Source organism: Streptomyces sp. R302 (assembly GCF_012927245.1).
In the GTDB taxonomy this organism is placed as follows: domain Bacteria; phylum Actinomycetota; class Actinomycetes; order Streptomycetales; family Streptomycetaceae; genus Streptomyces.
Genome location: NZ_JABBGE010000004.1, coordinates 497880 through 520101 on the forward strand (window position 1 = coordinate 497880; position 22222 = coordinate 520101).

The following is a 22222-nucleotide window of genomic DNA, read 5'->3' on the forward strand; positions in this document are numbered from 1 at the left end:
ACCGGAACCCTGGGGGGATTCGAGGATGCAGAACACGGCCGCCTACGGCAGCTGGCCGTCGCCCGTCACCGCCGCGCTCGCCGCCGGCGACGACGGACGGCCCGATCATCTGGCCGCCGTCGGCGACGAGGTGTGGTGGACCGCGCCCCGGCCCACCGAAGGCGGCCGCAGGACCCTCGTCCGACGGCGCGCCGACGGCACCGAGGAGACCCTGCTGCCCGCGCCATGGAACGTCCGCAACCGCGTCCTCGAATACGGCGGCCGCCCCTGGGCCGCCGCCGAACGGCCCGCCGGAGGGCCCCTCGTGGTCTTCGGCCACTTCCCCGACCAGCGGCTGTACGCCTACGAGCCCGACGCCCGGCCGGACGCGGAGCCCCGGCCGCTCACCCCCGTCTCCGGGCTCGGCGGCGGGCTGCGCTGGACCGACCCGGTGATCGTGCCCGGGCGCGGCGAGGTCTGGTGCGTCCTGGAGGAGTTCACCGGCCCCGCGCCCACCGACGTCCGCCGGGTCCTCGCCGCCGTCCCGCTCGACGGCTCCGCCGCCGACGACCGGGCCGCCGTCCGCGAACTCTCCGACGGACGCCACCGGTTCGTCACCGGCCCCCGGATCTCCCCCGACGGGCGGCGGGCCGTCTGGCTCGGCTGGGACCACCCCCGGATGCCGTGGGACGGCACCGAGGCCGTCCTCGCCGAGATCGCCGCCGACGGCACCCTCAAGGACGCCAGGACCGTCGCCGGCGGACCGGAGGAATCGGTGCCGCAGGCCGACTGGGACGCGGCGGGCCGGCTGCTCCTCGCGAGCGACCGCACCGGCTGGTGGAACCTCTACCGGGCCGAGGTGGCCGCCGACGGCACCCTCGGACCGCTCGCCGCGCTCTGCCCCCGCGAGGAGGAGTTCGCCGGACCCCTCTGGCAGACCGGCCTCACCTGGTTCAAGGCCCTGGAGACCGGGCCCGTCGCCGTCCTCCACGGCCGGGGCGACGCCGTCCTCGGCATCCTCGACCCCGACACCGGCACCCTCGCCGACGCCCCCGGGCCCTGGACCGTCTGGAGCGCCACCCTCGCCGTCCACGGCACCCGCGTCCTCGGCGTCGCCGCCGGAGCGCACCGGCGCCACGAGATCGTCGAACTCGACACCCGCACCGGGCGCACCCGCGTCATCGGCTCCCCGCACACCGACCGGGTCGACCCCGCCCACTACCCCGAGCCCGTCGTCCGCACCTTCACCGGACCCGGCGGGCGCGACATCCACGCGTACGTCCACCCGCCGCGCAACCCCGCCACCACCGGCCCCGCGGGCGAGCTCCCGCCCTACGTCATCCGCGCCCACGGCGGCCCCACCGGCCACTCCGCCCTCGTCCTCGACCTGGAGACCGCCTACTTCACCTCCCGAGGCATCGGCGTCGCCGACGTCAACTACGGCGGCTCCACCGGCTACGGCCGCGCCTACCGGGAGCGGCTGCGCGGCGAGTGGGGCGTCGTCGACGTCGAGGACTGCGCCGCCGTCGCCGCCGCCCTCGCCGCCGAGGGCACCGCCGACCCCGCACGGCTCGCGATCCGCGGCGGCAGCGCCGGCGGCTGGACCAGCGCCGCCTCCCTCGTCCGCACCGACGTCTACGCCTGCGGCACGATCATCTACCCCGTCCTCGACCTGAGGGGCTGGGCCGACGAGACCCACGACTTCGAGTCCCGCTACCTCGACGGCCTCGTCGGCCGCCTCGACGAGGTGCCCGAGCGGTACGCGGAGCGCTCCCCGGTCGAACACGTCGACCGGATCACCGCCCCCTTCCTCCTCCTTCAGGGCCTCGACGACGTCATCTGCCTGCCCGCCCAGGCCGAGCGGTTCCTCGCCCGCGCCGCCGGCCGGGGCGTCCCGCACGCCTACCTCGCCTTCCCCGGCGAAGGCCACGGCTTCCGGCACGCCGACACCATGATCCGCGCACTGGAGGCCGAACTCGCCCTCTACGCACGCGTCTTCGGCTTCGAGCGGCCCGACGTGCCGGAACTGGAGGTGCGCACATGACCACCGTGCCCGCCGACCCGGTGCCGGCGCTCGCCCGGCCCGGCCGACTGCGCCCCGGCGACCGGATCGCCGTCGTCGCCACCAGCGGACCCATCCCCGAGGACCGGCTCCGCACCGGCCTCGACCTGCTGCGCGGCTTCGGCCTCGAACCGGTCGTCGCCCCGCACGTCCGCGACACCCACCCGGCCCTCGGCCACCTCGCGGGCGCCGACGAGGCCCGGGCCCGCGACCTCACGGAGGCGTACACCGACCCCTCCGTCGCCGCCGTCATCTGCGCGCGCGGCGGCTACGGCGCCCAGCGGATGGTCGACCTGGTGGACTGGCCGGCGATCCGCGCGGCCGGCCCCAAGCCCTTCATCGGCTACAGCGACGCCACCGTCCTGCACGAGGCCTTCGCCGTCCGCGCCGGGTTCGCCACCCTGCACGGCCCGATGATCGCGACCGCCGCCTTCCTCGGCGAGCCCCGCACCCGGGAGTCCCTGCGCGCCGCGCTCTTCGCGCCCGAGACGGTACGGACCCCGGCGACGGGGACCACGCTGGTGCCGGGCCGGGCCGCCGGCGTCACCCTCGGCGGCTGCGCCAGCCTGCTCGCCGCCGACCTCGGCACCCCGCACGCCAGAGCCTCCGCCCGCGGCGGGCTGCTCCTCCTGGAGGACGTCGGGGAGGAGCCGTACCGCCTCGACCGGATCCTCACCCAACTGCTGCGTTCCGGCTGGCTCGACGGCGTCGCCGGGATCGCCCTCGGCTCCTGGGAGGAGTGCGGACCCTACGAGGAGGTCCGCGCGCTCCTCGCCGACCGGCTCGGCGGCCTGGGGGTGCCGGTCGTGGAGGGGCTGGGCTTCGGCCACGACCCCGCCGCGCCGACCGTGCCGCTCGGCGTCCCGGCCGTCCTCGACGCCGACGCGGGCACGCTCACCTTCGACGTACCCGCCCTGCTCTGACGACCGCCCCGCGCAGGGCGGAGGGCGGCTATTCCGCCGCCAGTCGCCGCTGGTGCTCCGCCGCCTTGCTCTGGCTCGTCTCCAGGTGGTGCAGTGCCAGCTCCTCGACGCGCTCGACGTCCCGCGCCTCGATCCCGCGGAACAGCTCCTCGTGCTCCTCGGCCACGACGGTGAAGTCGTCGTGCTGCCCGAGCAGCCACCGCATGCGGCTGCGCAGGGTGCCCTCCAACTCGTTGAGCAGGGCGTTGTCGGCGAGTTCGGTGACCGTCTCGTGGAAGTCCGCGGCGGCCCGCCGCGCCTCCGGGCCGTCGCCGCGCGCCGCCGCCGCCTGCTCGGCGTCGAGGACGGCGCGCAGCTTGGCGAGGCCCGCGCGGGTGCGGCGCTGGGCGGCGAGCCGGAAGGCGAGGATCTCCAGGGCGGACCGCACCTCGACGAGGTCGGCGATGTCCGAGGCGGTGAACTCGCGGACCACGGCCCAAGTGCGCGGCCGGGGCGTCACGAGCCCCTCGTTCACCAGGTCCCGCAGGGCGTCGCGGACCGGGAGCCGGCTCACGTCCAGCTCGGCCGCGATCTCCCGCTCGACCAGCCGGCTGCCGGGGGCCCGGGTCCCGTCGATGATCTGGTCGCGCAGGGTGCGCGTGATCCGCTCCGACTCGGGCCTGAACTCCTCAGCAGCTGTCATGGCCGCCATTCTTCCATCGGGGAGGGCGGCCGCCGCCGCCCTCCCTTCCCGCGGCCGGTCCGTTCCGTCAGAGCGCCGCGTACCCCGGGCGCACGAGCTCCTCGATGAGGCGCTCGCGCTCGGGCAGCGGCAGGAAGGCGGCCTCCAGGGCGGCGACCGTGAACTCCTCGAAGACCTCGGGGCCGTACCCGAAGGCGTCCGCCATGTGCTGGAACTCCTCGCTCATGGTGGTGCCGGAGACCAGCCGGTTGTCGGTGTTCAGGGTGATCCTGAACCCGAGTCGGCGCAGCTCGTCGATCGGGTGCGAGCCGTAGTCCTTGGCCGCGCCGGTCTGGAGGTTGGAGGTCGGGCAGACCTCCAGGGCGATCCGGTTGTCGCGGACGTAGGAGGCGAGCCGGCCGAGCGTGCCGTCCTCGGCGATGTCGTCGGTGATCCGCACGCCGTGGCCGATCCGCTCGGTTCCGCAGACCTGCACGGCCTCGTGGATCGACTCCGCGCCGACGGCCTCGCCCGCGTGGATCGTGAAGTGGCAGTTCTCCCGCTTCAGGTGCTGGAAGGCGGCCAGGTGGCGGGCCGGCGGGTTGCCGATCTCGCCGCCGGCGATGTCGAAGCCGGCGACGCCGTTGTCGCGGTGGGCGACGGTCAGCTCGGCGATCTCCAGGGAGCGGTCGGTGTGCCGCATGCCGGTGAGCAGGGCGCGGACGGTGATCCGGCCGCCGGTCCTGCGCTCGCCCTCGCGGAAGCCGTCGTTGACGGCCGCGACGACCTCGTCGAGGGTGAGGCCGGCCTCCAGGTGCTGCTCGGGGGCGTACCGGACCTCGGCGTAGACGACCCCGTCGGCCGCCAGGTCCTCGGCGCACTCGGCGGCGATCCTGACCAGCGCCTCGCGGGTCTGCATGACCGCGCAGGTGTGGGCGAAGGTCTCCAGGTAGCGCTCCAGCGAGCCGGAGTCGGCGGCGTCCCGGAACCAGACCGCGAGCTCGGCCGGGTCCTCGGTCGGCAGCGCGGTGTAGCCGCACTCCCGGGCCAGCTCGACGATGGTGGCCGGGCGGAGCCCGCCGTCGAGGTGGTCGTGGAGGACGGCCTTCGGGGCGCGGCGGATCCAGTCGGAGACGGCGGCCCGGGCAGGCGTGGCAGGGTTGTCAGACAAGTGCATGGCCGGGAAGTGTACGTCATGCCCCGCCCGGCAGGGAGACGGATGCCGGAAGAACGATTCCGTACGGCTCCGAGGGCGGTCGTCCCGCGCCCGCCCCGGCCCACCGGCCCCGGCCCTGGTCGCGGGCCATCGGGGCGGGGCGGTCGGGTCGGGGCTCAGTGGGACTGGAGGACCGGGAGGGCGGGCGCGCCCGTCGGCAGCATGTGCTTGGCGGCCAGGACGGGCAGGTCCCCGACCCGGACGACCTGGGTGACCAGGACGGCGGGGGTGTCGGCGGGGCGGCCCAGCTGCTCGCCGCGGCGTCGCCCGAGGAGGGTGGCCGTGATCCCGCTGTGGGCGTGCAGGGCGACCTCGCGGGAGGCGCCGAGCAGGACCGACAGCATCGACACGGCGGGGTCCGCCGCCGGCGCGGAACCGCACTCCCGCAGGGCGGCGGCGAAGGCCGGGTGGACCCGGTCCAGGACCTCGTCGTCGGCCGCCCACTCGTGGCAGAGCGCCGCGGGTCCGGCCTCGCCGCCGAGCACCGACTCCCAGAACCGCAGTTCGGCGCGGGCCGGGGCCAGCAGGTGCTGGGTGGTGAAGTCGGTGGGCTCCTCCACCGTGCGCAGCAGGGCCCGCACGCGCGGCCCGGCGCCGCCGCCGATCAGCTCCTCCAGCGGCTGGACCTGCTCGAAGCCCCGGCGCGGCGGCCGCGCGTTCACGGTCCGGCCCACGCCCCGGCGCACGGTCAGCAGCCCGTCCTCCTGGAGCAGCAGCAGCGCCTCCCGCAGCGCGGGCCGGCTCACGCCCAGCTCGGCGGCGAGCTTCGGCTCGGAGGGGAGGGTGGAGCCGGGCGGATAGGTGCCGTCGTGGACGGCGTCCGCGATCCGCTCGTAGAGCGCCACCACAGGTCGCCGCCGGTGCCCGCTGGCCGCCAAGGCCCCTCCTCGTGCCGTCTCGTCCCGCGCCCGGTCCCCACCACCGTAACGGTCCTGGTTGTCTGACAAGTCACCCGGACGGCGTCGTCCACCGCCCCTTCGACGTGCCGGTCCCCCCATTCTGGTCCCACGGGTACGCCCGTGACGGACGACGGAGGAGGCGGCGGGCATGAGTCCCAAGGACACGGCGGGCACGCGGAGAGGTGACAGGCTCGGCGCCGTCACCCCCGGACGGATCGGGATGGCGGTCGTCGCGGTCCTCCTGCTCGTCTTCATCTTCGAGAACACCCGCGACGTCAAGATCCGGCTGCTCATCCCCGAGGTGACGATGCCGCTCTACCTCGCCCTCCTCGCGACCGCGCTGCTCGGCGCGGCCTGCGGCTGGTACGCGGCCCGGAGGGGCCCGAGGAGGGGCAAGTGAAGCGCGGCGCCCTGATCGGGGCGGGCGCGGCCCTTGCCCTCGCCGCCGTGGCGGCCGGGGCGGCGGGCGACACCGACACCCGGCGGGCCCGGCGGGCGGCGGCCGGCGCGCGGCCGCCGATGCCGGACTTCCTGGGCGGCGGCCTGTGGCGGGTCTTCACCCGTCTGGACCACCGCATCCGGCTCGACGTCCACGACGCGAGCGGCCGGGACCGACGGGTCCTGTGGCCGCCGCGCTGGCGCGTCTGCACCCAGTACCCCGCCGCCGGGACGGACCTCGACCGCCGCACCACGGTCGTCATCGGCGTCCTCCGCAAGGGCGAACCCTGCCCGGTCCGCGTGACGACGGCCCGCCGCTGAGCGAACGCGGGCGCGGGCGCGGGGCCGTGCCGGGCGGGGCCGTGCCGGGCGGGGCCGTGCCGGGCGGGGCGGGGCGGGCCGGGCGCGGGACCGGAGGGCGTACGGCCGGGAGGCGGCCGGCGCCGGCCGCCTCCGCCTCCGGGGCGGTCCGACCGGTGGGTCGAGCCCAGCACCGTCGAGCCGGGCCGAGCCCGGCAGAGCCGGGTCGAGCCGAGCCCGAGCCGGGCCTGGCCGGGCTGGGCTGGGCTGGGCTGGGCTGAGTCGGGCCAAGCGGGGCTGGACTGAGTCGGGCCAGCCGGGCTGAGCCGAGCCGGGCCGAGTCGGGCTGGGCTGCGCCCGAGCCGGGCTGAGTCGGGCCGAGCTGGGCTGGGTCGAGCTGGGCTGGGCTGAGCCGGACCGAGCCGGGCTGGGCTGAGCCGAGTTGAGCCGGGTTGAGCCCGGTTGAGCCGGGCTGGGCCGAGTCGGGCCGGGCTGAGTCGGGTTGAGCCGGGCCGAGCTGGGCTGAGCCCGAACCGTACCGAACCGAGCCGAACCGAACCGAGCCGAACCGAGCTGGGTCGAACCGATCTGGACCGGGCTGGTTCGGCCGCGTCGGCCTGGGTGTCTGCCCGATCGGTTCGGGCTGGTCCGGGGGTCGGTTGGTCCGGGTGTTTGCTTGACCGGATCGGCCTGGTTCGGGGGTCGGTTGGTCCGGGTGTCTGTTGACCGGACCGGTCTGGGCCGGGGGGCGGTTGGTCCGGGCGCTCGCCCGGGTCGGGGCCGGTTAGCATGGGCGCATGCCCGACGGACTCGACCAATTCCTCGCGGCCGGGCCCCGCGTGGGGCTGCGGCCGTTCAGCCTCGACGACGCCGAGGAGTTCACCGCCCGGGCCGAGGAGAGCGTCGCCCTGCACCGCCCGTGGCTGTTCCCGCCCCGGACGGCCGAGCACTACGCCGCCTACGCGGGCGCCCTGATCGAGGAGCCGGCCCGGGCGGGCTTCCTCGTCTGCGAGCACGGCCGCGAGCACGGCGAGGCGGGCCGCATCGCCGGCTTCCTCACCGTCAACAACATCGTCCGCGGAGCCTTCCGCAGCGGCGCCCTCGGCTACGGCGCCTTCGCGCACGCCGCCGGGCGCGGCCTGATGGGGGAGGCCCTCGGCCTCCTTCTGGCCCACGCCTTCGGACCGATGGGACTGCACCGCCTGGAGGCCAACATCCAGCCGGGCAACGCCCCTTCGCGCGCCCTGGTCCGCCGGGCCGGCTTCCGCCTGGAGGGTTTCTCCCCGGCGATGCTGTTCATCGACGGCGCCTGGCGGGACCACGAGCGCTGGGCGATCACCGACCCTTGCGGTTGATCTTCATCGTGTCGAGGTCGGTCACCGTGGACCTCAGCCCCCGGTAGCCGTGCCCGAGCGCGGCCAGCGCGGCCTCCACCCGCTCCTCGGCGAGCGTCCCGGCCATCTCGTCGCCGTCCTCGGCGTCCGACACGACCACCAGCCGGTACGAGAAGTGCTTCAGCGCCCGGTCGTAGGTGAGCGAGCCCTCCTCGGTGAACCGCATCGCCGCCAGGCCGTGCTCCTCCACCCCGGCGAGCAGCTGCTCCCGGCTCTCCGGCGTCAGCCCGTCGAAGGTGCCCCGCACGATGACCCGGTAGGTGTGTGGCGTGCCCATCTCTCGTACTCCCGTGGCGCTCCCGGTGCCCGCCCCGACGGCGGACGACCCTCCACCCTAGGCAGGGGGCTGCACCGGGCGCGCGCCAATATTCCCGGCTCAGGAGACGCGGCAGAGGATCTCGCCGTGCGGCACCATGAAGCAGGCGTCCTCCCGGGCGCCCCACTCGCGCCAGGCCGCGGCGATCTCCGCCAACCCGGCCCGGGTGGCGTGGCCGCCCCCGACCGCCAGGTCCGCGTAAGAGGAGGTCGTGGTGCGGTCCGCCCACAGGCCGCTCCACCAGGCCCGCTCCTCGGGGGTGGTGAAGGTCCAGGCGCTCGTCGTGACGGAGACGTCGGAGAGTCCGGCGCTCAGCGCCCAGGCGAACAGCCGCCGCCCGGCGTCCGGTTCGCCGCCGTTGGCGCGCGCCACCCGGTGGTAGAGCTCCAACCACCCGTCCAGGACGGGCAGTTCGGGATACCAGGCGAACGCGCCGTAGTCGCTGTCGCGGGCCGCGACGATCCCGCCGGGCCGGCAGACACGGCGCATCTCGCGCAGCGCGCCCACCGGGTCGCCCACGTGCTGGAGCACCTGGTGGGCGTGGACGACGTCGAAGGAGTCGTCGGGGAAGTCCAGTGAATGGACGTCCGCCACCTTGAACTCCACGTTCTCCAGGCCCCGTTCGGTGGCCGTAGCGCGCGCCTTGTCCAGGACCTCCTCGGAGGTGTCCACGGCGGTCACCCGCCCCGGGGTGACCAGCGCTGCCAGGTCGGCGGTGATCGTGCCGGGCCCGCAGCCGACGTCCAGCACGTCGAGCCCCGGGCGCACTTCGCCCAGCAGGTACGCCGCCGAGTTGGCGGCCGTGCGCCAGGTGTGGGAACGGAGGACCGACTCGTGGTGGCCATGGGTGTAGACGACGGGCTGCTGCTGCGTCATGGAACCGACTCCCTCGGTGTGGGTGGTGGGTCCACCGTACGACCGATCACCGGATAGTGAGACTGCTGTCTTGGTATGTGGACTCGCTCGGTGGAGAGGAGGGTGGTGAACGCTCGTGGAATCGAGGGGAGTTCGGGCGGCTTCTCGCCGGGTCGTGACGAGAAGTGGAGGGATTGAAGTTGGTTTCTAGAAACGACTTCTATATCGTTCCGTGTGGGGGGACGCGCAACGGGGGCGCGTGCCGCGCGGGGCGGCCCGGACCGTGGGGGGAACCGGGCCGCCGCCGTGTCCTTCTCGGCCGTCCTCGTGACAGCCTCGTGAACGGAACCCCGCCACCCCGGCCGCGGCGCCCCGCACGCGCCTACGATCGGCCCGCCGCCCGCCCGGCGGACCGACCCGTGACCGTGCCGAGGAGCCCCGTACCGCATCCGCCCGTACCGCACTCGTCCGCACCGCACCCGCTTGCGCCGCATCCGCCGGTGTCGCACCCGCTCACGCCCGCCCCCCGAACACCTCTGACCCGGCCCCGCCGTCGTACCCGGCGCCTCCGCCCCCGGCCTCCGCCGCCACCCCCACGCTCTCCTCCGCCGCGCCCGGCATCGTCAAGCCGCTGCCCGACGCCCACTTCACCGTGCGCGGCACCAACGCCGAAGCCCGGTTCGACGCCTTCGGCGGCACCGGGTTCCTCACCCCGCCGACCGCTTCTTCGCCCGCAACCACACCTCCCCCCCCCGGTTCTCGACGCCGCCGACTGGCGGCTCACCCTCCGGGGCGACGGCCTCCACGGCCTCCACGGCCGCGCCCCTGTCCGCTTCATCCACGGGCAGCTCCGCGACCTGCCCTCCGTCACCCGGACGGCCCTCGTCGAATGCGTCGGTAACGGCCGCAGCCTCTACGCCACCCGGCAGGGATGGCCCGTCCCCGGCATCGCCCGGACGCTCGGCGCCGTCGGCGCCGCCCGCGGGGCGCGGCGTCCGCCTCGTCGAGGTGCTGCGCCGCGCCGGACTCGCCCACGACGCCGTCGGCCTGCTGCCGCGCGGCCTGGACGACCCGTACGTCTCCGGTGGCGCCGACCACGGCCGCCCGCCGCCGCCCGCTGCCGGCCGCCAAGGCGCTGGGCGACGTGATCCTCGCGTACGAGATGAACGGCGAGCCCCTCCCGTACGACCACGGGCGCCCCGTCCGGCTCATCGTGCCGCACTGGGGCGGCGTCGCCTCCGTCACGTGGCTCGGCGACATCGAGGTCTCCATCCGCCCCCTCGCCAGCCCCTGGTCCACCGACTGGTACCGCCTCTTCGGGGAGCCCCACCCGGCCGGCGGCAGCGCCCCGATCGCCCGCCGGGCCTTCAAGCCCGGCTTCCAGCGCCCTTCGGCGCCACCACCGGAAGCGGGCAGGATCCACCGGCTCACCGGCCGCGCCTGGTCCGCGCACGCGCCCGTCCGCTCCGTCGACGTCTCCACCGACGGCGGGGCTACCCGGCACGCAGCCCGCCTCCAGGGCGGACCCGCCACCTCCCTCTCCCGCACCACCGCCGTCGCCCGGAACATCCAGCCCGACACCGCCGTCCACAACACCCAGGGCTACCTCGTCGACGCCGTCGTCCGTCACCCGATCACCGTCGCCTGAACGGGCGGACGGGGGCGAACCTCCGTATAAAGGGCACGGGGCTGCCGTACCCGGAGCCCCGCGCGCTCAGGAGGTGCGGGACATGCGGGAGACGGCTCCGGAAGGCCGCGGCCCGGTGCGCTACGGACCCCCCGTGCCCGAGAGCGGCCGGCCCGTCCCCCCGGGACTCGCCGCCCTCCTCGCGGCCGCCGCCGGCCGGACCGACCCCGAACCGCCCGGCGGCGGACCCGTGCTGCGCGAGGCGGCCGCCGGCTACTGGTGGCGCCGCGGCCTGCGCGGCCACGCCGAGGACTCCCTCGCCGCCCCCGGCGCCCCCGCCCTGCTCCTCGCCCTCCTCGCCGCGCACGGCGGCGACGTGCTGCTGCCCCGGCCCTGCCCCGCCTGGTGGACCCCGCAGATCCGGCTGCTCGGCCGGCCCGCGTACCACGTGCCGACCACCGCCGAGGCGGGCGGCGTCCCCGACCCGTACGCACTCCTGGAGACCGTCCGCCGGGTCCGCGCCGAGGGCGGCGACCCCCGGGTGCTGCTGCTCTCCGTCGCCGACGACCCGACCGCCACCGTCCCCCCGCCCGAACTCGTCCGCGAGAGCTGCGAGGCCGCCGTCGCCGAGGGCCTCCACGTCATCAGCGACGAGACCTGGCGCGACACCCTCCACCACCCCCGCGACACCGTCCTGCTCAGCCCCGCCGAGATGTGCCCCGACGACGTCACCGTCCTCGCCGACCTCGCCGGCGGCGGACTCGTCCCCGCCTCCTGGCCCTGCGCCGTCGCCCGCTTCCCGCCCACCGGTCCCACCCGCGCCGACCGGTACGGCGACCCGCGCGCCCGTGCCCTCGACGTCCTCACCGCCCTCGGCGCCGTGCTCCCCGCCCCCGTCGCGCCCGCCGTCGCCCACGCCCTCGACGAACCCGAAGACGTCCTCGTACCGGCCCTGCGCGCCGCCGCCGTCCACGGCCGGCTCGCCGCCGCCGCACACCGCGCCGTCCTCGCCGCCGGAGCCCTCGCCCGGCCCCCGCAGGCCGGCCGCCACCTCTACGCCGACCTCGGCCCGCTCCGCGCCGGCCTCGCCGCCCGGGGCGTCACCGACTCCCTGGAACTGGAGCAGTACCTCACCGACCGGCTCGGCGCCCCCGCCCCCGGGGGCCACCGCTTCGGCGACGAGATCGGCGCCCTGCGCGTCCGCCTCGCCACCGGGCCGCTGCTCGGCGCCACCCCGCCCGAACGCGCCGAGACCCTCGCCACCCGCGAACCCGAACAACTGCCCCAGACGGTACGGGCCCTGGCCGCCCTCACCGCCGTCCTCGACGACCTGGCCCACCCGACCGCGCAGAACGGAGCCCGCAGATGACCGAACGGACGGCAGACCCCGCCCCGGCCACCCAGGCCCCGCCCCCGGCCGCGCCCCCCGAGGCCCCGCACCGCACCGCGCCCGCCGACCCCTCGCGCCCGGCCGCGCCCGCGGAGACCTCCCGCCGGTCCGCGCCCGCCGACCACCCCCACGCGTCCGCGCCCGCCGACCACCCCCAGGCGTCCGCGCCCGCCGATCACCCCCACGCGTCCGCGCCCGCCGACCACGCCCACGCGTCCGCGCCCCCGGACCACCCCCACGCCTCCGCGCCCCCCGACCACCCGCGCCCGGACGCGACCGCCGACCACCCCCGCCCGACCGGGGCCGCCGTCCTCCCCACCTCGGTGCTGCAGCCGCTCGGGCGGTTGCGGGTGGACTGGCCCCGGAGCTTCGCCGACCGGCTGACCGCGCCCCTGCCCGGTGTGCGGGCGCTCGCGCGGCTCGCTCGCGAAGGGGCCGTACGACCCCGCCCCGAGGGGCTCCGGGACGCGCCCCTGCTGCCGTTCGAACCCGGGCCGCTGCCGCCCGCCGGGCCGTCCACGGTCGCCGTCACCTGGGCCGGGCACGCCAGTTGGGTCCTCCGGGTCGGCGGGCTCACCGTCCTCACCGACCCCGTCTGGTCCCGCCGGATCCTCGGCACGCCCGCCCGGCTCACCCCGGTCGGCGTCCGCTGGGAGGACCTGCCGCCGGTCGACGCCGTCGTCATCAGCCACAACCACTTCGACCACCTCGACGCCCCCACCCTCCGCCGCCTCCCGCGCGCCACCCCGGTCCTCGTCCCCGCCGGCCTCGGCCGCTGGTTCGTCCGCCGCGGCTTCACCCGGGTCACCGAGCTCGACTGGTGGGAGGCGGCCGAACTCGACGGCGTCCGCTTCGACTTCGTCCCCGCCCACCACTGGTCCAAGCGCACCCTCCTGGACACCTGCCGCTCCCTGTGGGGCGGCTGGGTGCTCACCGACCCCGCCGGGCACCGCGTCCACTTCGCCGGGGACACCGGATACGGCCACTGGTTCGCCGAGATCGGCCGCCGCCACCCCGGCATCGACCTCGCCCTCCTCCCCATCGGCGCCTACGCCCCGCGCTGGTGGCTCCGCGACGTCCACACCGACCCCGAGGAGGCCGTCCGCGCCCTCCAGGACCTGGGCGCCCGCCGGATGGCACCCATGCACTGGGCCACCTTCGTCCTCTCCTCCGAACCCGTCCTGGAACCCCTCACCCGGGTTCGCGCCGCCTGGGCGCACGCCGGGCTGCCCGCCGAGGACCTGTGGACCCTCCCGGTCGGCGGCTCACGCGTCCTCGTGCCGTAGCCCGCCCGGCCGGTCGCCGTCCCGCCCCTCGCCGTCACCGCCCCGGTCGCCGCCCCGTCCGTCCCCGCCCCGGTCGCCGCCCCGCCCGTCCCCGCCCCGGTCGCCGCCCCGCAGCCGTCGCCACACCGCCGGAGCCGCGCCGATCAGGACGGTCAGGCCGACCGCGGCGACCACGCCCTGCCAGGGCTCGGGGAAGAGCGAACCGCCGAGGATGCCGATGAGCTGGTACGTCGCCGCCCACGCCAGACAGGCCGCCGAGTCGCCGCGGGCGAAGCGGCGCAGCGGCATGCGGGCCAGCAGGCAGGCCAGCATGACCGGGATGCGGCCCGCCGGGACCAGCCGGGACAGGACGAGCACCGACACCTGATGGGTGTCGAGCCGCTCCTGCGCCTGCGCGAGCCGGTCCGGGGTCACCCGGGCGCGCAGGGTCGCCAGCCAGCGCGAACCGTTCCGCGACCGCACGCCGCGCTGCCCCAGCCAGTAGAGGGCCAGGTCCCCGAGGAAGGCGGCGGACGAGGCGAGCAGGAAGACGAAGAGCAGGGAGAACGGCGACGACTGGTGGAAGGCGACCACCGTCGCCGAGCTGACGATCGCCCCCGTCGGCACCACCGGCACCAGGGCACCCAGCGCCACCAGGAGGAACAGCGACGGATAGCCGACCGCCTGCTGCGTCGACTCCAGCGGCAGGTCGCCGACCGCGGCGAGCACCCCACCCGTCACCGGGCGACCTCCGGCCGCACCCGCTCGCCGTGGGCGAGCCGGTGCACCGTCACCTTCGGCGCCAGGCGCGCCGCGTGGCGCACGAACTCGTCGCCCGGCGCGTGGAACTCGTGCGGCCGCACCCCGTCCAGGCCGATCGGCCAGTACGTGCCGTAGTGCACCGGTACCGCCGCCGCCGGCGACAGCGCGGCCAGCGCCTCCGCCGCCCGCCCCGCGTCCAGATGCCCCTGCCCCAGGTACGGGCCCCAGCCGCCGACCGGCAGCAGCGCCACGTCCACCGGACCGACCTCCTCCGCCATCGCGTCGAACAGACCGGTGTCCCCGGCGAAGTACGTCCGCGCCTCGCCCTCGACGACGTACCCGAGGGCGGGGGAGCGGTGCGGGCCGAACGGCAGCCGCCGCCCGTCGTGCCGCGCCGGCACCGCCCGCACGGTCACGCCCTCCACCGTCACCTCGTCGCCCGGTACGACCTCCGTCAGCCGCAGCCCCGCCCCCGCCGCCAGCCTCCGCAGACCCGGTACGGCTCCGGGCGCGCCGCGCGGCACGAGCAGCCGGGTGCCGGGCGCGAGGCGGGCGAGCGACGGCAGGTGCAGATGGTCGGAGTGCAGGTGCGACACGAGCACCGCCTCCGCCACGGTCGCCTCCGGCGGCGGCGGGGCGCCCCGGCGGCGCCGCAGATGCGCGAGGCGCCGGGCGAACAGCGGGTCGGTGAGGAACCGGACCCCGGAGTCCTCGACCGTGCAGGTCGCGTGCCCCCACCAGGTGACCTCCACCGGCCTGCCGCCCTTCCCTCGCCCGCGCTCTCTCCCTCCCGAGGGTAGAGGCCCGGCGCCCCTCCCGTGCGGCCGCGCCGGGCAGTAGGGTCGGCCCATGAACGACGTCCGGGTCGCGGCGATCGCCAGCCTGACCCCGCTCGAAGAACTCGATTCCGACCCCTTCCTCGTCGACACCCGCGCCCAGCACGCGGTGTGCGCCCGCTGGGCGGTGGAACGGGGGTACGTCCTCGCGCGCGAGCTCCACTGCTACGGCGTCCGCCCCGACCACGACGCGCTCTGGGCCGACGTCGAGTCCGGCGAGGTCGACGTCTTCGTCGCGGCGAACGAGCGGGTGCTCGCGCGGGCGCTGACCTCGGTGCCGGAGTTCCGTGCGGAGTGCGCGCGGCGGGGCGTGCGGGTCGAGACGGCCGGCGGGCCGCTGCCCCTCTACGACTCCGCCGCCAAGGCCGCCGTCCACCGCCGCCTCTCCATGCCCACCGCCGGCTACGACGGCACCTGACCCCCCCCGCCGGGCGCGCCCGGGCCCCCGTTGCGGGCTGCGCCCGTCGCCCCCCGTTGTGGGCATACGTTCCGCAGGGGCGATGGGGGTCCCCCCTGCTCGAGCGAAGCCGAGAGCTTGGGGGAGGGTGGGCACAACGGACGGCGCCCCTAACCGGGCCCAGGTTCCCGCGCCTGAACGCCCCGCACACGCGGACCCGCACCGTGGGTGTGCCCACCCGTTCCGCCCTGCGGAACACCTGCCCACACGGCGGCGGCGACACCCCGCTGGGTGCAGCTCACGACGGGGTGGTCGGGCGTGAGCCCGGTGCGGTGCGCGGGCGGGCCCGCTGGGTGCAGCTCACGATGGAGTGGCCGGGCGCGAGCCCGGTGCCGTGCGCCGGCAGGCGCGGCGGGTGCGGCCCGCGACGGGTGGCCGGCGGGTGTGCGGTGGGGGGTGTGCCCGGGGTTCGATTCTGGGGAGGTATGTCAGGGTGGGGGGACGTTTGGGTGGAAGGTCGGGTGGCGTGGGGTACGGGCGATGGCGCGGGGCGGGGCGGGCCGCCGTCAGGGTGGTCAGCGTGTGGGCGGTGTCGACCGCGACCCTGCTCGTGCTCGCCGCGCTGCTCCCCGACTTCCAGCTGCAGTCGCCGGACGGCGACACCCTCACCCGTACGGCCCTCACCGCCGCCTGGGCCGCCGGCGCCTTCGGTCTGCTGACCGCGCTCGTCTGGCCGCTCGTCGTCCGCGCCCTGCTCCTCGTGCCCGCGCTGGTCCTCGGACTGCTCGTGTTCTTCCTGAACGGTTCGCTGCTGCTCGTCGCGCTGTGGCTGATCCCGGACGGCCGGGGCGCGGCGGACCCGGAGACGGCCGTCGTCGTCGCGGCCGTGATGTCCGCCGTGGCGTCCGCGACGTCGACCGCGCTCGCCGTGCGGGACGACGACGCGTACCGCCGCCGGCTGTACCGGCTGACGGGGCGGACCCGTCCCCGCGACCCCCGCTCCGTCCCGGTGCCCGCGCCCGGCACGGTCTTCCTGCAGCTCGACGGCGTCGGCCACGAGGTGCTGCGGCGGGCCGTCGACGACGGGCTGATGCCGACGGTGGCGGGGTGGCTGGAGGCGGGGTACCGGCTCACTCCGTGGCGCACGGACTGGTCGAGCCAGACGGGCGCCAGCCAGCTCGGCATCCTGCACGGCAGCAACGAGGACGTGCCGGCCTTCCGCTGGTACGAGAAGGACACCGGGCGGCTGATGGTGTCGAACCGGCCGGCGAGCGCCGTGGAGCTGCAGCGCCGGGCGGTGCGCCGCACCGGCGACGGCGGTCTGCTCAGCCTGGACGGCGCCTCCCGGGGCAACCTGTTCAGCGGCGGCGCCGACGAGGTGGCCCTGGTCCTGACGGTCGCCGCGCGCCGGGGCCGCCGCAACCGCTCGCGCGCCGGCTACTTCGCGTACTTCTCCGATCCGGCGAACGCGGTCCGTACCGCCGGCTCCCTCGTCAACGAGGTGGTCCGCGAGGTGGCCCAGTCGACCCGGGCCCGGCTGCGCCGCGAGTCGCCCCGGATCCGGCGCGGCGGCACGTACCCCTTCGTGCGCGCCTTCGCGACCGTCGTCGAGCGGGACGTGGTGGTCGCGGCGGTGATGGGCGACATGCTCGCCGGTCGCACCGCCGTCTACGCGGACCTCGTCGCGTACGACGAGGTGGCGCACCACTCGGGGCCGCGCGGCCGGGACACCGACCAGGTGCTGCGCCGTCTCGACCGGGCCGTCGGGCTGATCGCCAGGGTCGCCGAGCACGCCCCGCGGCCGTACCGGATCGTGCTCCTCTCGGACCACGGGCAGAGCCCGGGGGAGACCTTCGAGGGCGCGTACGGGCTGACGCTGAAGGATCTGGTGCGGGCGGGCTGCGGGCTGCCGGTGTCGCGCCGGGCCGGCCGGACCCGCAGCGGCGCGGAGGCCGGGGACGCCGCCAGGGACGCGCTGCGCAGCGCCCTGCACCGGCCGGTGGAGACGGGCGAGGAGACGGAGCGGGAGCTGCCCGCCCGGCCGTCCGAGCCGGTCGTCCTCGCCTCCGGCAACCTGGGCCTGGTCTCCTTCCCGGACGTGCCGCGCCGGATGACGAGGGAGGAGATCGACCGGCGTCATCCGGCGCTGCTGCGGACCCTCGCCCGGCATCCGGGGATCGGCTTCCTGCTCGTGGCGAGCGAGGCGCACGGTTCGGTGGTGCTTGCGGGGGACGGCGTGGAGGTGCCGGTGGCCGAGCTGGCCGACGACGGGCCGCTGGCGGTCTTCGGCCGGGGCGCGGCCGACGCGGTGCGGCGCACCGACGGCTTCCCGCACGTCGCGGACGTGATGGTGAACTCGATGTACGACCCGGCGACCGGCGCCGTGCACGCCTTCGAGGAGCAGATCGGCTCGCACGGCGGTCTGGGCGGCGAGCAGTCGCACCCCTTCCTGCTGTCGCCGCCGGAGCTGTCGCCGCCGGTCGCGGAGGGGGAGGAACTGGTGGGCGCCGAGCGGGTGCACCGGGTGCTGCGGCGCTGGCTGCGCGAGGACGACGGGCCGCAGGTGCCGCTCGGCCCGTCCGCGGACCCGGCGGACGCTCCGGAGATTTCCCCGTCCGCGACGGAAACGGAATCAGTTCTTCCGGCGGAGTGGCCGGTCCCGCCGGACAAAAACCACTGATTTGGACGGGTGTTCGCCGTACCCGACCATGGTCCGGTTCCGGAGCCTTGTCCGGAACCGCACGACGGAAGGCGCACCACCCCATGAACACGGCCCCCACCGCCGCCCCGGCCCCGACGCTCCCCACGGACGGTACCGACGGGCCCGGTGGTCCCGGCCGGCAGCACGCCCGCCGCTTCGGGCTCCCGATCGCGACGGCCCTGGTCATGGGCAACATCATCGGCGGCGGCATCTTCCTGCTGCCCGCCTCCGTCGCCCCCTTCGGCACCATCAGCCTGGTCGCCTTCGGCGTCCTCACCCTCGGCGCGCTCGCCCTCGCCCTCGTCTTCGGCCGGCTCGCCCACCGCCACCCGATGACCGGCGGCCCGTACGTCTACGCCCGCGAGGCCTTCGGCGACTTCGCCGGCTTCCTCGCGGCCTGGTCGTACTGGATCACCGCCTGGGTCTCCAACGCGGCCCTCGCCGTCGCCGCCGTCGGCTACCTCGACGTCCTCGTGCCCCTCCACGGGGCGAAGGCCGCCACCATCGGCGCCGCCCTGCTCATCCAGTGGCTGCCGGCCCTCGCCAACCTCGCCGGGACCCGGTACGTCGGCGCCGTCCAGCTCGTCGCCACCGTGCTCAAGTTCGTGCCGCTGCTGCTCGTCGCCGTCGGCGGGTTCTTCTTCTTCGACAGCGCCAACCTCGGCCCCTTCCGGGCCGGCGGCGAGAGCGCGCTCGGCGCGGTCTCCGCCTCCGCTGCGATCCTGCTCTTCAGCTACCTCGGCGTCGAGTCCGCCGCCGTCAGCGCCGGCGAGGTCCGCGACCCGCGCCGCAACGTCGGCCGCGCCACCGTCCTCGGCACCCTCGCCGCCGCCACGCTGTACCTGCTCACCATGGTCTCCGTCTTCGGCACCGTCCCGCACGACGCGCTCGTCTCCTCCAGCGCCCCCTTCGCCGACGCCGTCAACCTGATGTTCGGCGGAAGCTGGGGCGGCGCCGCCGTCGCCTGCATGGCCCTGGTCTCCATGGTCGGCGCCCTCAACGGCTGGACCCTGCTCAGCGCCCAGACCCCGTACGCCGCCGCCCGCGACGGACTCTTCCCGCAGGTCTTCACCGTGAAGCGGCGCGGAGTGCCCACCGTCGGCGTGCTCGTGACCGTCGTCCTCGCCTCCCTCCTGACCGTGTACAACTACACGGCCGGCCCGAGCGGCGTCTTCGAGATGCTGGTCCTCGTCACCACCTTCACCGCGACCGTCCCCTACCTGCTCTCCGCCGCCGCCCAGGTCTACTTCCTCCTCTCCGGCCGGACGGACCGCGTCCACCCTCCCCGTCTCGTCCGCGACTCCGTCCTCGCCCTCGCCGCCTTCGGCTTCTCCCTCTGGCTCGTCGCCGGCTCCGGCTACGCCGCCGTCTACCAGGGCGTCCTCTTCCTCTTCGCCGGCGTCCTCGTGTACGCCTGGATGTCCGCCCGCAAGCGCGCGACGGCCGCCCGTGCGGCCGAGGCGGTGAATCCGGCCCCGGAGGCGTAGCCCAGGAGGGCGGATCTCCCGCCCACCCGGAGCACCCACCGACCCCGCGGGGCAGTACGGATCACCGTGACCCCCGCCCCCCGGCTCCCCGCCGCCCCCGCCGCCCCCGCCCCCTCGCCGGGGCGTCCGGCGCGGGTCCGGCGGCTCCTCGCGCTGTGCTGCGGGGTGCTGCTCGTCCTCGCGCTCTTCGGCGCGGGCGGCCGGGTGGGGGCCCTCGTCGGGGCTGGGGCCGGGGCCGGGGCCGAGCCGCTGCCCGCCGGGGCGCCCGCCGTGCCCGATCCGGCCGGTGAGACGTACGAGCCGGGGCCCGCCGAGACGGGGCTTCCCGGCCGCACCCGGCAGCGCCGGACCCGCGTCCGGCCCGTGCCGTCCCGCCCGCGCCGCCGCCACGCCCGCCGCACCCGACGGGCCGGCGCCCCCGTCCCCGTACCCGCCCCGCGGCCGTCCTCGCACCGGCGGGTGGTGCTGCGCTGCTGACAGGCCCCGCCTCCAGCAGCCCTCACCCACCCACCCCGCACCCCGCGAGGAGCACCGCCATGCCCACCGATCCGTACGCCGTCCTCCAGGCCCTGCTGCGCGCCGAGGCCGCCCGGAGCCGCCGCACCCCCGCCGCCGAGCACCGGTCCGAACCGGCGCCCGCGCCGATCACGGAATCCCCGTCCCCGTCCCCGCGCCGGGAGCGCCCGGCCCGCTGACCCCTGAGGGATCCGGCCGCCCGGCGGCCGGATCCCCCCGGCATCGGGAATCCGATCGCGGGCGGCCGTCCGGGCGTACCAGGCTGACCGGATGACCTCGACCGACCGGCACGCCCGCCCCGATCGGCCCTCCGGAACCCCCTCCGGACCGGGCCCCGACCCCGAGCCCCGCACCCCCGCCCCCGCGCCCACATCGGCCGCCGCGCCGCCGCGTACCGTCGCCCCGGCATGACCTCTCAGGTAATCGACCCGCACCGGCCCCCGGCGGCAAGCTCTGAAGCACCGGAACCCGGGCGGCGCACTCCGCCCGGGCGCCGGGTCCCCCCGTACTTCCCTTGGAGGGTGATCCGCCATGTCCCAGACCCTGCTCACCGGTCTCGCCCGCACCACCCGGCCGGCCACAGCGCTCCGCCGCTTCCTCGCCCTCGACGCCGTCGTCACCGGGGCCAACGGCCTCGCCTACGCCCTCGCCTCCGGACCGCTCGGCGAACTCCTCGGCGTGGACGCCGGACTGCTCCTCGGACTCGGCCTCTTCCTCACCGCGTACGCCGCCGGCGTCGCCTGGCTCGCGAGCCGTCCGCAGCCCCCGGCGCCCGCCGTGAAGCTCGTCGTCGACGCCAACCTGCTGTGGGCCGCCCTCAGCGTCGTCGCCCTCGTCGCCTGGCTGGAGCCCACCACCGCCGGACTCGTCTGGACCCCGACGCAGGCCGCCACCGTCGCCGGCTTCGCCCTCCTCCAGTGGGCGGCGCTGCGGGCCTCCACCGACTGAAAGACCGTCAGAAAGTCAGCGACTTCAGGTACTCCACCGTCGCCGGGTCCGCCGGGAGCAGCGTCTCGATGGCCAGCTCGGCGACGGTCACGTCCATCGGCGTGTTGAAGGTCGAGATCGACGACACGAAGGACAGCACCCGCCCGTCGTGCTCGATCCGCAGCGGCAGCGCGAAGTACGGATACGGCTCCGGGTCCGGCACGTCCTCCGGGCGCGGCTCCGGCAGCGGATACGCCTTCACCTCCTCGTACACCGCGCGCAGCGCGTCCGAGCGGGCGAAGGCGATCTGACGCTCCATCTGGGCCAGCAGATGCGCCCGCCACTCCCGCAGGTTGTGGATCCGCGGCGCCAGGCCCTCCGGGTGCAGGGTGATCCGCATGACGTTCATCGGAGGCGTCAGCAGGTGCTCCGGCAGCCCGCCCAGCATCAGCCCGATCGCCCGGTTCGCCGCCACCACCGTGTACGCGCCGTCCACCACGAGCGCCGGATACGGCTCGTACCCCCGGAGCAGCCGCGCGATGCCCTCCCGCAGCGTCTCCAGCTCCGGCGCGTCCAGCGTCGACTCCGCGTACCGGGGCGCGTAACCCGCCGCGAGGAGCAGCGCGTTGCGGTCCCGCACCGGCACGTCCAGGTGCTCCGCGAGCCGCAGGATCATCTCCTCGCTCGGCCGCGACCGGCCCGTCTCGACGAAGGAGATGTGCCGGGCCGAGGAGTCCGCGCGCAGCGCCAGCTCCAGCTGGCTGAGCCGCCGCCGCTCGCGCCAGCCGCGCAGCAGCGGCCCGACCCCCGTGTCGCTCACCGCTGTCGTCATGCGCAGACGGTATCCCAGAGGGGCGACCCGGGTACGTACCCTCGGGGAGCGTCCGCACCACGAACCCCACCCCGCGCACCACCGACCGGAGGGAGCCCGCCTGTGTCCACGCAGCCGCTGTCGCAGAAGGAGATCGAGGACCGCCTGCGGGAGCTCCCCGGCTGGTCCGTCGAGGACGCCCGCCTGGTCCGCTCCTACCGGCTCCCCGACCACTTCGCGGCCACCGCCCTCGTCGTCCACGTCGCGCAGATCCAGCAGGAGCTCAACCACCACTCGGACCTGACGCTCGGCTACGACTCGGTCGCCCTCGCCGTCCACACCCACTCGGCCGGCGGGGCCCTCACGGAGAAGGACTTCGCGCTCGCCGAGCGCGTCGAGGCCATCGCCCCCGGCCACGGCGCACACTGACGCACCGTCCGCTCCGTAGGCTGTCCGGCAT

Annotated in this window: 22 protein-coding genes and 1 pseudogene; 15 read left to right on the plus strand and 8 right to left on the minus strand. The window is 76.2% G+C overall.

All coding sequences use genetic code 11. The features are described 5' to 3' along the window. Window positions 1-25: 25 nt before the first annotated feature. On the plus strand, window positions 26-2023 hold the full coding sequence (locus HHL19_RS15240) for a prolyl oligopeptidase family serine peptidase (protein WP_169089726.1): 1998 nt from the start codon (window positions 26-28) through the stop codon (window positions 2021-2023). Continuing rightward, window positions 2020-2964: an LD-carboxypeptidase gene (locus tag HHL19_RS15245; RefSeq protein WP_169089728.1), complete on the plus strand. Its 945-nt coding sequence runs from the start codon at window positions 2020-2022 to the stop codon at window positions 2962-2964. The genes HHL19_RS15240 and HHL19_RS15245 overlap by 4 nt, the downstream gene beginning before the upstream one ends. Window positions 2965-2992: 28 nt before the next feature. Here HHL19_RS15245 and HHL19_RS15250 read toward each other — a convergent pair whose 3' ends face one another. From HHL19_RS15250 to HHL19_RS15260, 3 genes are all read right to left on the minus strand, one after another. Continuing rightward, on the minus strand, window positions 2993-3646 hold the full coding sequence (locus HHL19_RS15250) for a GntR family transcriptional regulator (protein ID WP_169089730.1): 654 nt from the start codon (window positions 3644-3646) through the stop codon (window positions 2993-2995). A gap of 67 nt (window positions 3647-3713) precedes the next feature. Next, the gene (locus tag HHL19_RS15255; RefSeq protein WP_169089732.1) at window positions 3714-4802 is read right to left on the minus strand and encodes an adenosine deaminase; all 1089 of its coding nucleotides are present in this window, start codon (window positions 4800-4802) and stop codon (window positions 3714-3716) included. Window positions 4803-4957: 155 nt separating this feature from the next. Then, the gene (locus HHL19_RS15260; protein WP_169089733.1) at window positions 4958-5719 is read right to left on the minus strand and encodes a GntR family transcriptional regulator; all 762 of its coding nucleotides are present in this window, start codon (window positions 5717-5719) and stop codon (window positions 4958-4960) included. 169 nt (window positions 5720-5888) lie between these two features. Here HHL19_RS15260 and HHL19_RS15265 point away from each other — a divergent pair, with 169 nt between their 5' ends. From HHL19_RS15265 to HHL19_RS15275, 3 genes are all read left to right on the plus strand, one after another. Further along, window positions 5889-6140 (plus strand): lipopolysaccharide assembly protein LapA domain-containing protein, encoded by a 252-nt coding sequence (locus HHL19_RS15265; RefSeq protein ID WP_169089735.1) that lies wholly within the window; start codon window positions 5889-5891, stop codon window positions 6138-6140. Beyond that, window positions 6137-6499: a hypothetical protein gene (locus HHL19_RS15270; RefSeq protein WP_169089737.1), complete on the plus strand. Its 363-nt coding sequence runs from the start codon at window positions 6137-6139 to the stop codon at window positions 6497-6499. Before HHL19_RS15265 ends, HHL19_RS15270 begins: the two co-directional genes overlap by 4 nt. A 776-nt stretch (window positions 6500-7275) precedes the next feature. After that, a complete protein-coding gene (locus HHL19_RS15275; protein WP_169089739.1) occupies window positions 7276-7833 on the plus strand; it encodes a GNAT family protein in 558 nt (185 codons plus the stop codon). On the opposite strand, the gene HHL19_RS15280 is transcribed toward HHL19_RS15275, so the two are convergent. Together HHL19_RS15280 and HHL19_RS15285 are read right to left on the minus strand one after the other, a co-directional pair. Then, window positions 7814-8149: a DUF6204 family protein gene (locus HHL19_RS15280; RefSeq protein ID WP_169089741.1), complete on the minus strand. Its 336-nt coding sequence runs from the start codon at window positions 8147-8149 to the stop codon at window positions 7814-7816. The two genes, HHL19_RS15275 and HHL19_RS15280, sit on opposite strands and share 20 nt — an antisense overlap. Window positions 8150-8248: 99 nt before the next feature. Further along, on the minus strand, window positions 8249-9064 hold the full coding sequence (locus HHL19_RS15285; protein WP_169089743.1) for a methyltransferase domain-containing protein: 816 nt from the start codon (window positions 9062-9064) through the stop codon (window positions 8249-8251). A gap of 559 nt (window positions 9065-9623) precedes the next feature. Between HHL19_RS15285 and HHL19_RS15290 the strand changes: the two are divergent. The 3 genes and pseudogenes from HHL19_RS15290 to HHL19_RS15300 form a co-directional block, all read left to right on the plus strand. Continuing rightward, window positions 9624-10691: pseudogene (locus HHL19_RS15290) on the plus strand (molybdopterin-dependent oxidoreductase); the annotation flags it as partial. Window positions 10692-10773: 82 nt separating this feature from the next. Beyond that, complete coding sequence (locus HHL19_RS15295; protein ID WP_169089745.1) at window positions 10774-12039, plus strand: aminotransferase class I/II-fold pyridoxal phosphate-dependent enzyme; 1266 nt, start codon at window positions 10774-10776, stop codon at window positions 12037-12039. After that, window positions 12036-13346, plus strand: coding sequence for an MBL fold metallo-hydrolase (locus HHL19_RS15300; protein WP_169089747.1), 1311 nt, complete (start codon window positions 12036-12038; stop codon window positions 13344-13346). The genes HHL19_RS15295 and HHL19_RS15300 overlap by 4 nt, the downstream gene beginning before the upstream one ends. Here HHL19_RS15300 and HHL19_RS15305 read toward each other — a convergent pair. Both HHL19_RS15305 and HHL19_RS15310 read right to left on the minus strand, forming a co-directional pair. Then, entirely contained in the window at window positions 13326-14054 is a 729-nt protein-coding gene (locus tag HHL19_RS15305; protein ID WP_169090088.1) for a VTT domain-containing protein, read from the minus strand. The two genes, HHL19_RS15300 and HHL19_RS15305, sit on opposite strands and share 21 nt — an antisense overlap. Window positions 14055-14062: 8 nt before the next feature. Then, window positions 14063-14839, minus strand: coding sequence for an MBL fold metallo-hydrolase (locus HHL19_RS15310; protein WP_169089749.1), 777 nt, complete (start codon window positions 14837-14839; stop codon window positions 14063-14065). A gap of 97 nt (window positions 14840-14936) precedes the next feature. On the opposite strand from HHL19_RS15310, the gene HHL19_RS15315 reads away from it, so the two are divergent. The 6 genes from HHL19_RS15315 (at window position 14937) to HHL19_RS15340 (ending at window position 20972) form a co-directional block, all read left to right on the plus strand. Beyond that, window positions 14937-15341, plus strand: a complete 405-nt coding sequence (locus tag HHL19_RS15315; RefSeq protein ID WP_169089750.1) for a hypothetical protein — start codon at window positions 14937-14939, stop codon at window positions 15339-15341. A gap of 505 nt (window positions 15342-15846) precedes the next feature. Continuing rightward, on the plus strand, window positions 15847-18000 hold the full coding sequence (locus tag HHL19_RS15320) for a phage holin family protein (RefSeq protein WP_169089752.1): 2154 nt from the start codon (window positions 15847-15849) through the stop codon (window positions 17998-18000). Between the two features lie 83 nt (window positions 18001-18083). Then, window positions 18084-19508 carry an amino acid permease gene (locus HHL19_RS15325; protein WP_169089754.1) on the plus strand — a complete coding sequence of 475 codons (1425 nt, stop codon included), beginning with the start codon at window positions 18084-18086 and terminating at the stop codon, window positions 19506-19508. Between the two features lie 66 nt (window positions 19509-19574). After that, window positions 19575-19985, plus strand: coding sequence for a hypothetical protein (locus HHL19_RS15330; protein WP_169089756.1), 411 nt, complete (start codon window positions 19575-19577; stop codon window positions 19983-19985). A 59-nt stretch (window positions 19986-20044) separates the two neighbouring features. Next, a complete protein-coding gene (locus HHL19_RS15335) occupies window positions 20045-20203 on the plus strand; it encodes a hypothetical protein (RefSeq protein ID WP_169089758.1) in 159 nt (52 codons plus the stop codon). 352 nt (window positions 20204-20555) lie between these two features. Then, the gene (locus HHL19_RS15340) at window positions 20556-20972 is read left to right on the plus strand and encodes a hypothetical protein (protein ID WP_169089760.1); all 417 of its coding nucleotides are present in this window, start codon (window positions 20556-20558) and stop codon (window positions 20970-20972) included. Between the two features lie 7 nt (window positions 20973-20979). Here HHL19_RS15340 and HHL19_RS15345 read toward each other — a convergent pair whose 3' ends face one another. Further along, window positions 20980-21783 (minus strand): helix-turn-helix transcriptional regulator, encoded by an 804-nt coding sequence (locus HHL19_RS15345; RefSeq protein WP_169089762.1) that lies wholly within the window; start codon window positions 21781-21783, stop codon window positions 20980-20982. A gap of 102 nt (window positions 21784-21885) precedes the next feature. Between HHL19_RS15345 and HHL19_RS15350 the strand changes: the two genes are divergently transcribed. Beyond that, window positions 21886-22191 carry a 4a-hydroxytetrahydrobiopterin dehydratase gene (locus HHL19_RS15350; protein ID WP_169089764.1) on the plus strand — a complete coding sequence of 102 codons (306 nt, stop codon included), beginning with the start codon at window positions 21886-21888 and terminating at the stop codon, window positions 22189-22191. Window positions 22192-22222: the final 31 nt, after the last annotated feature.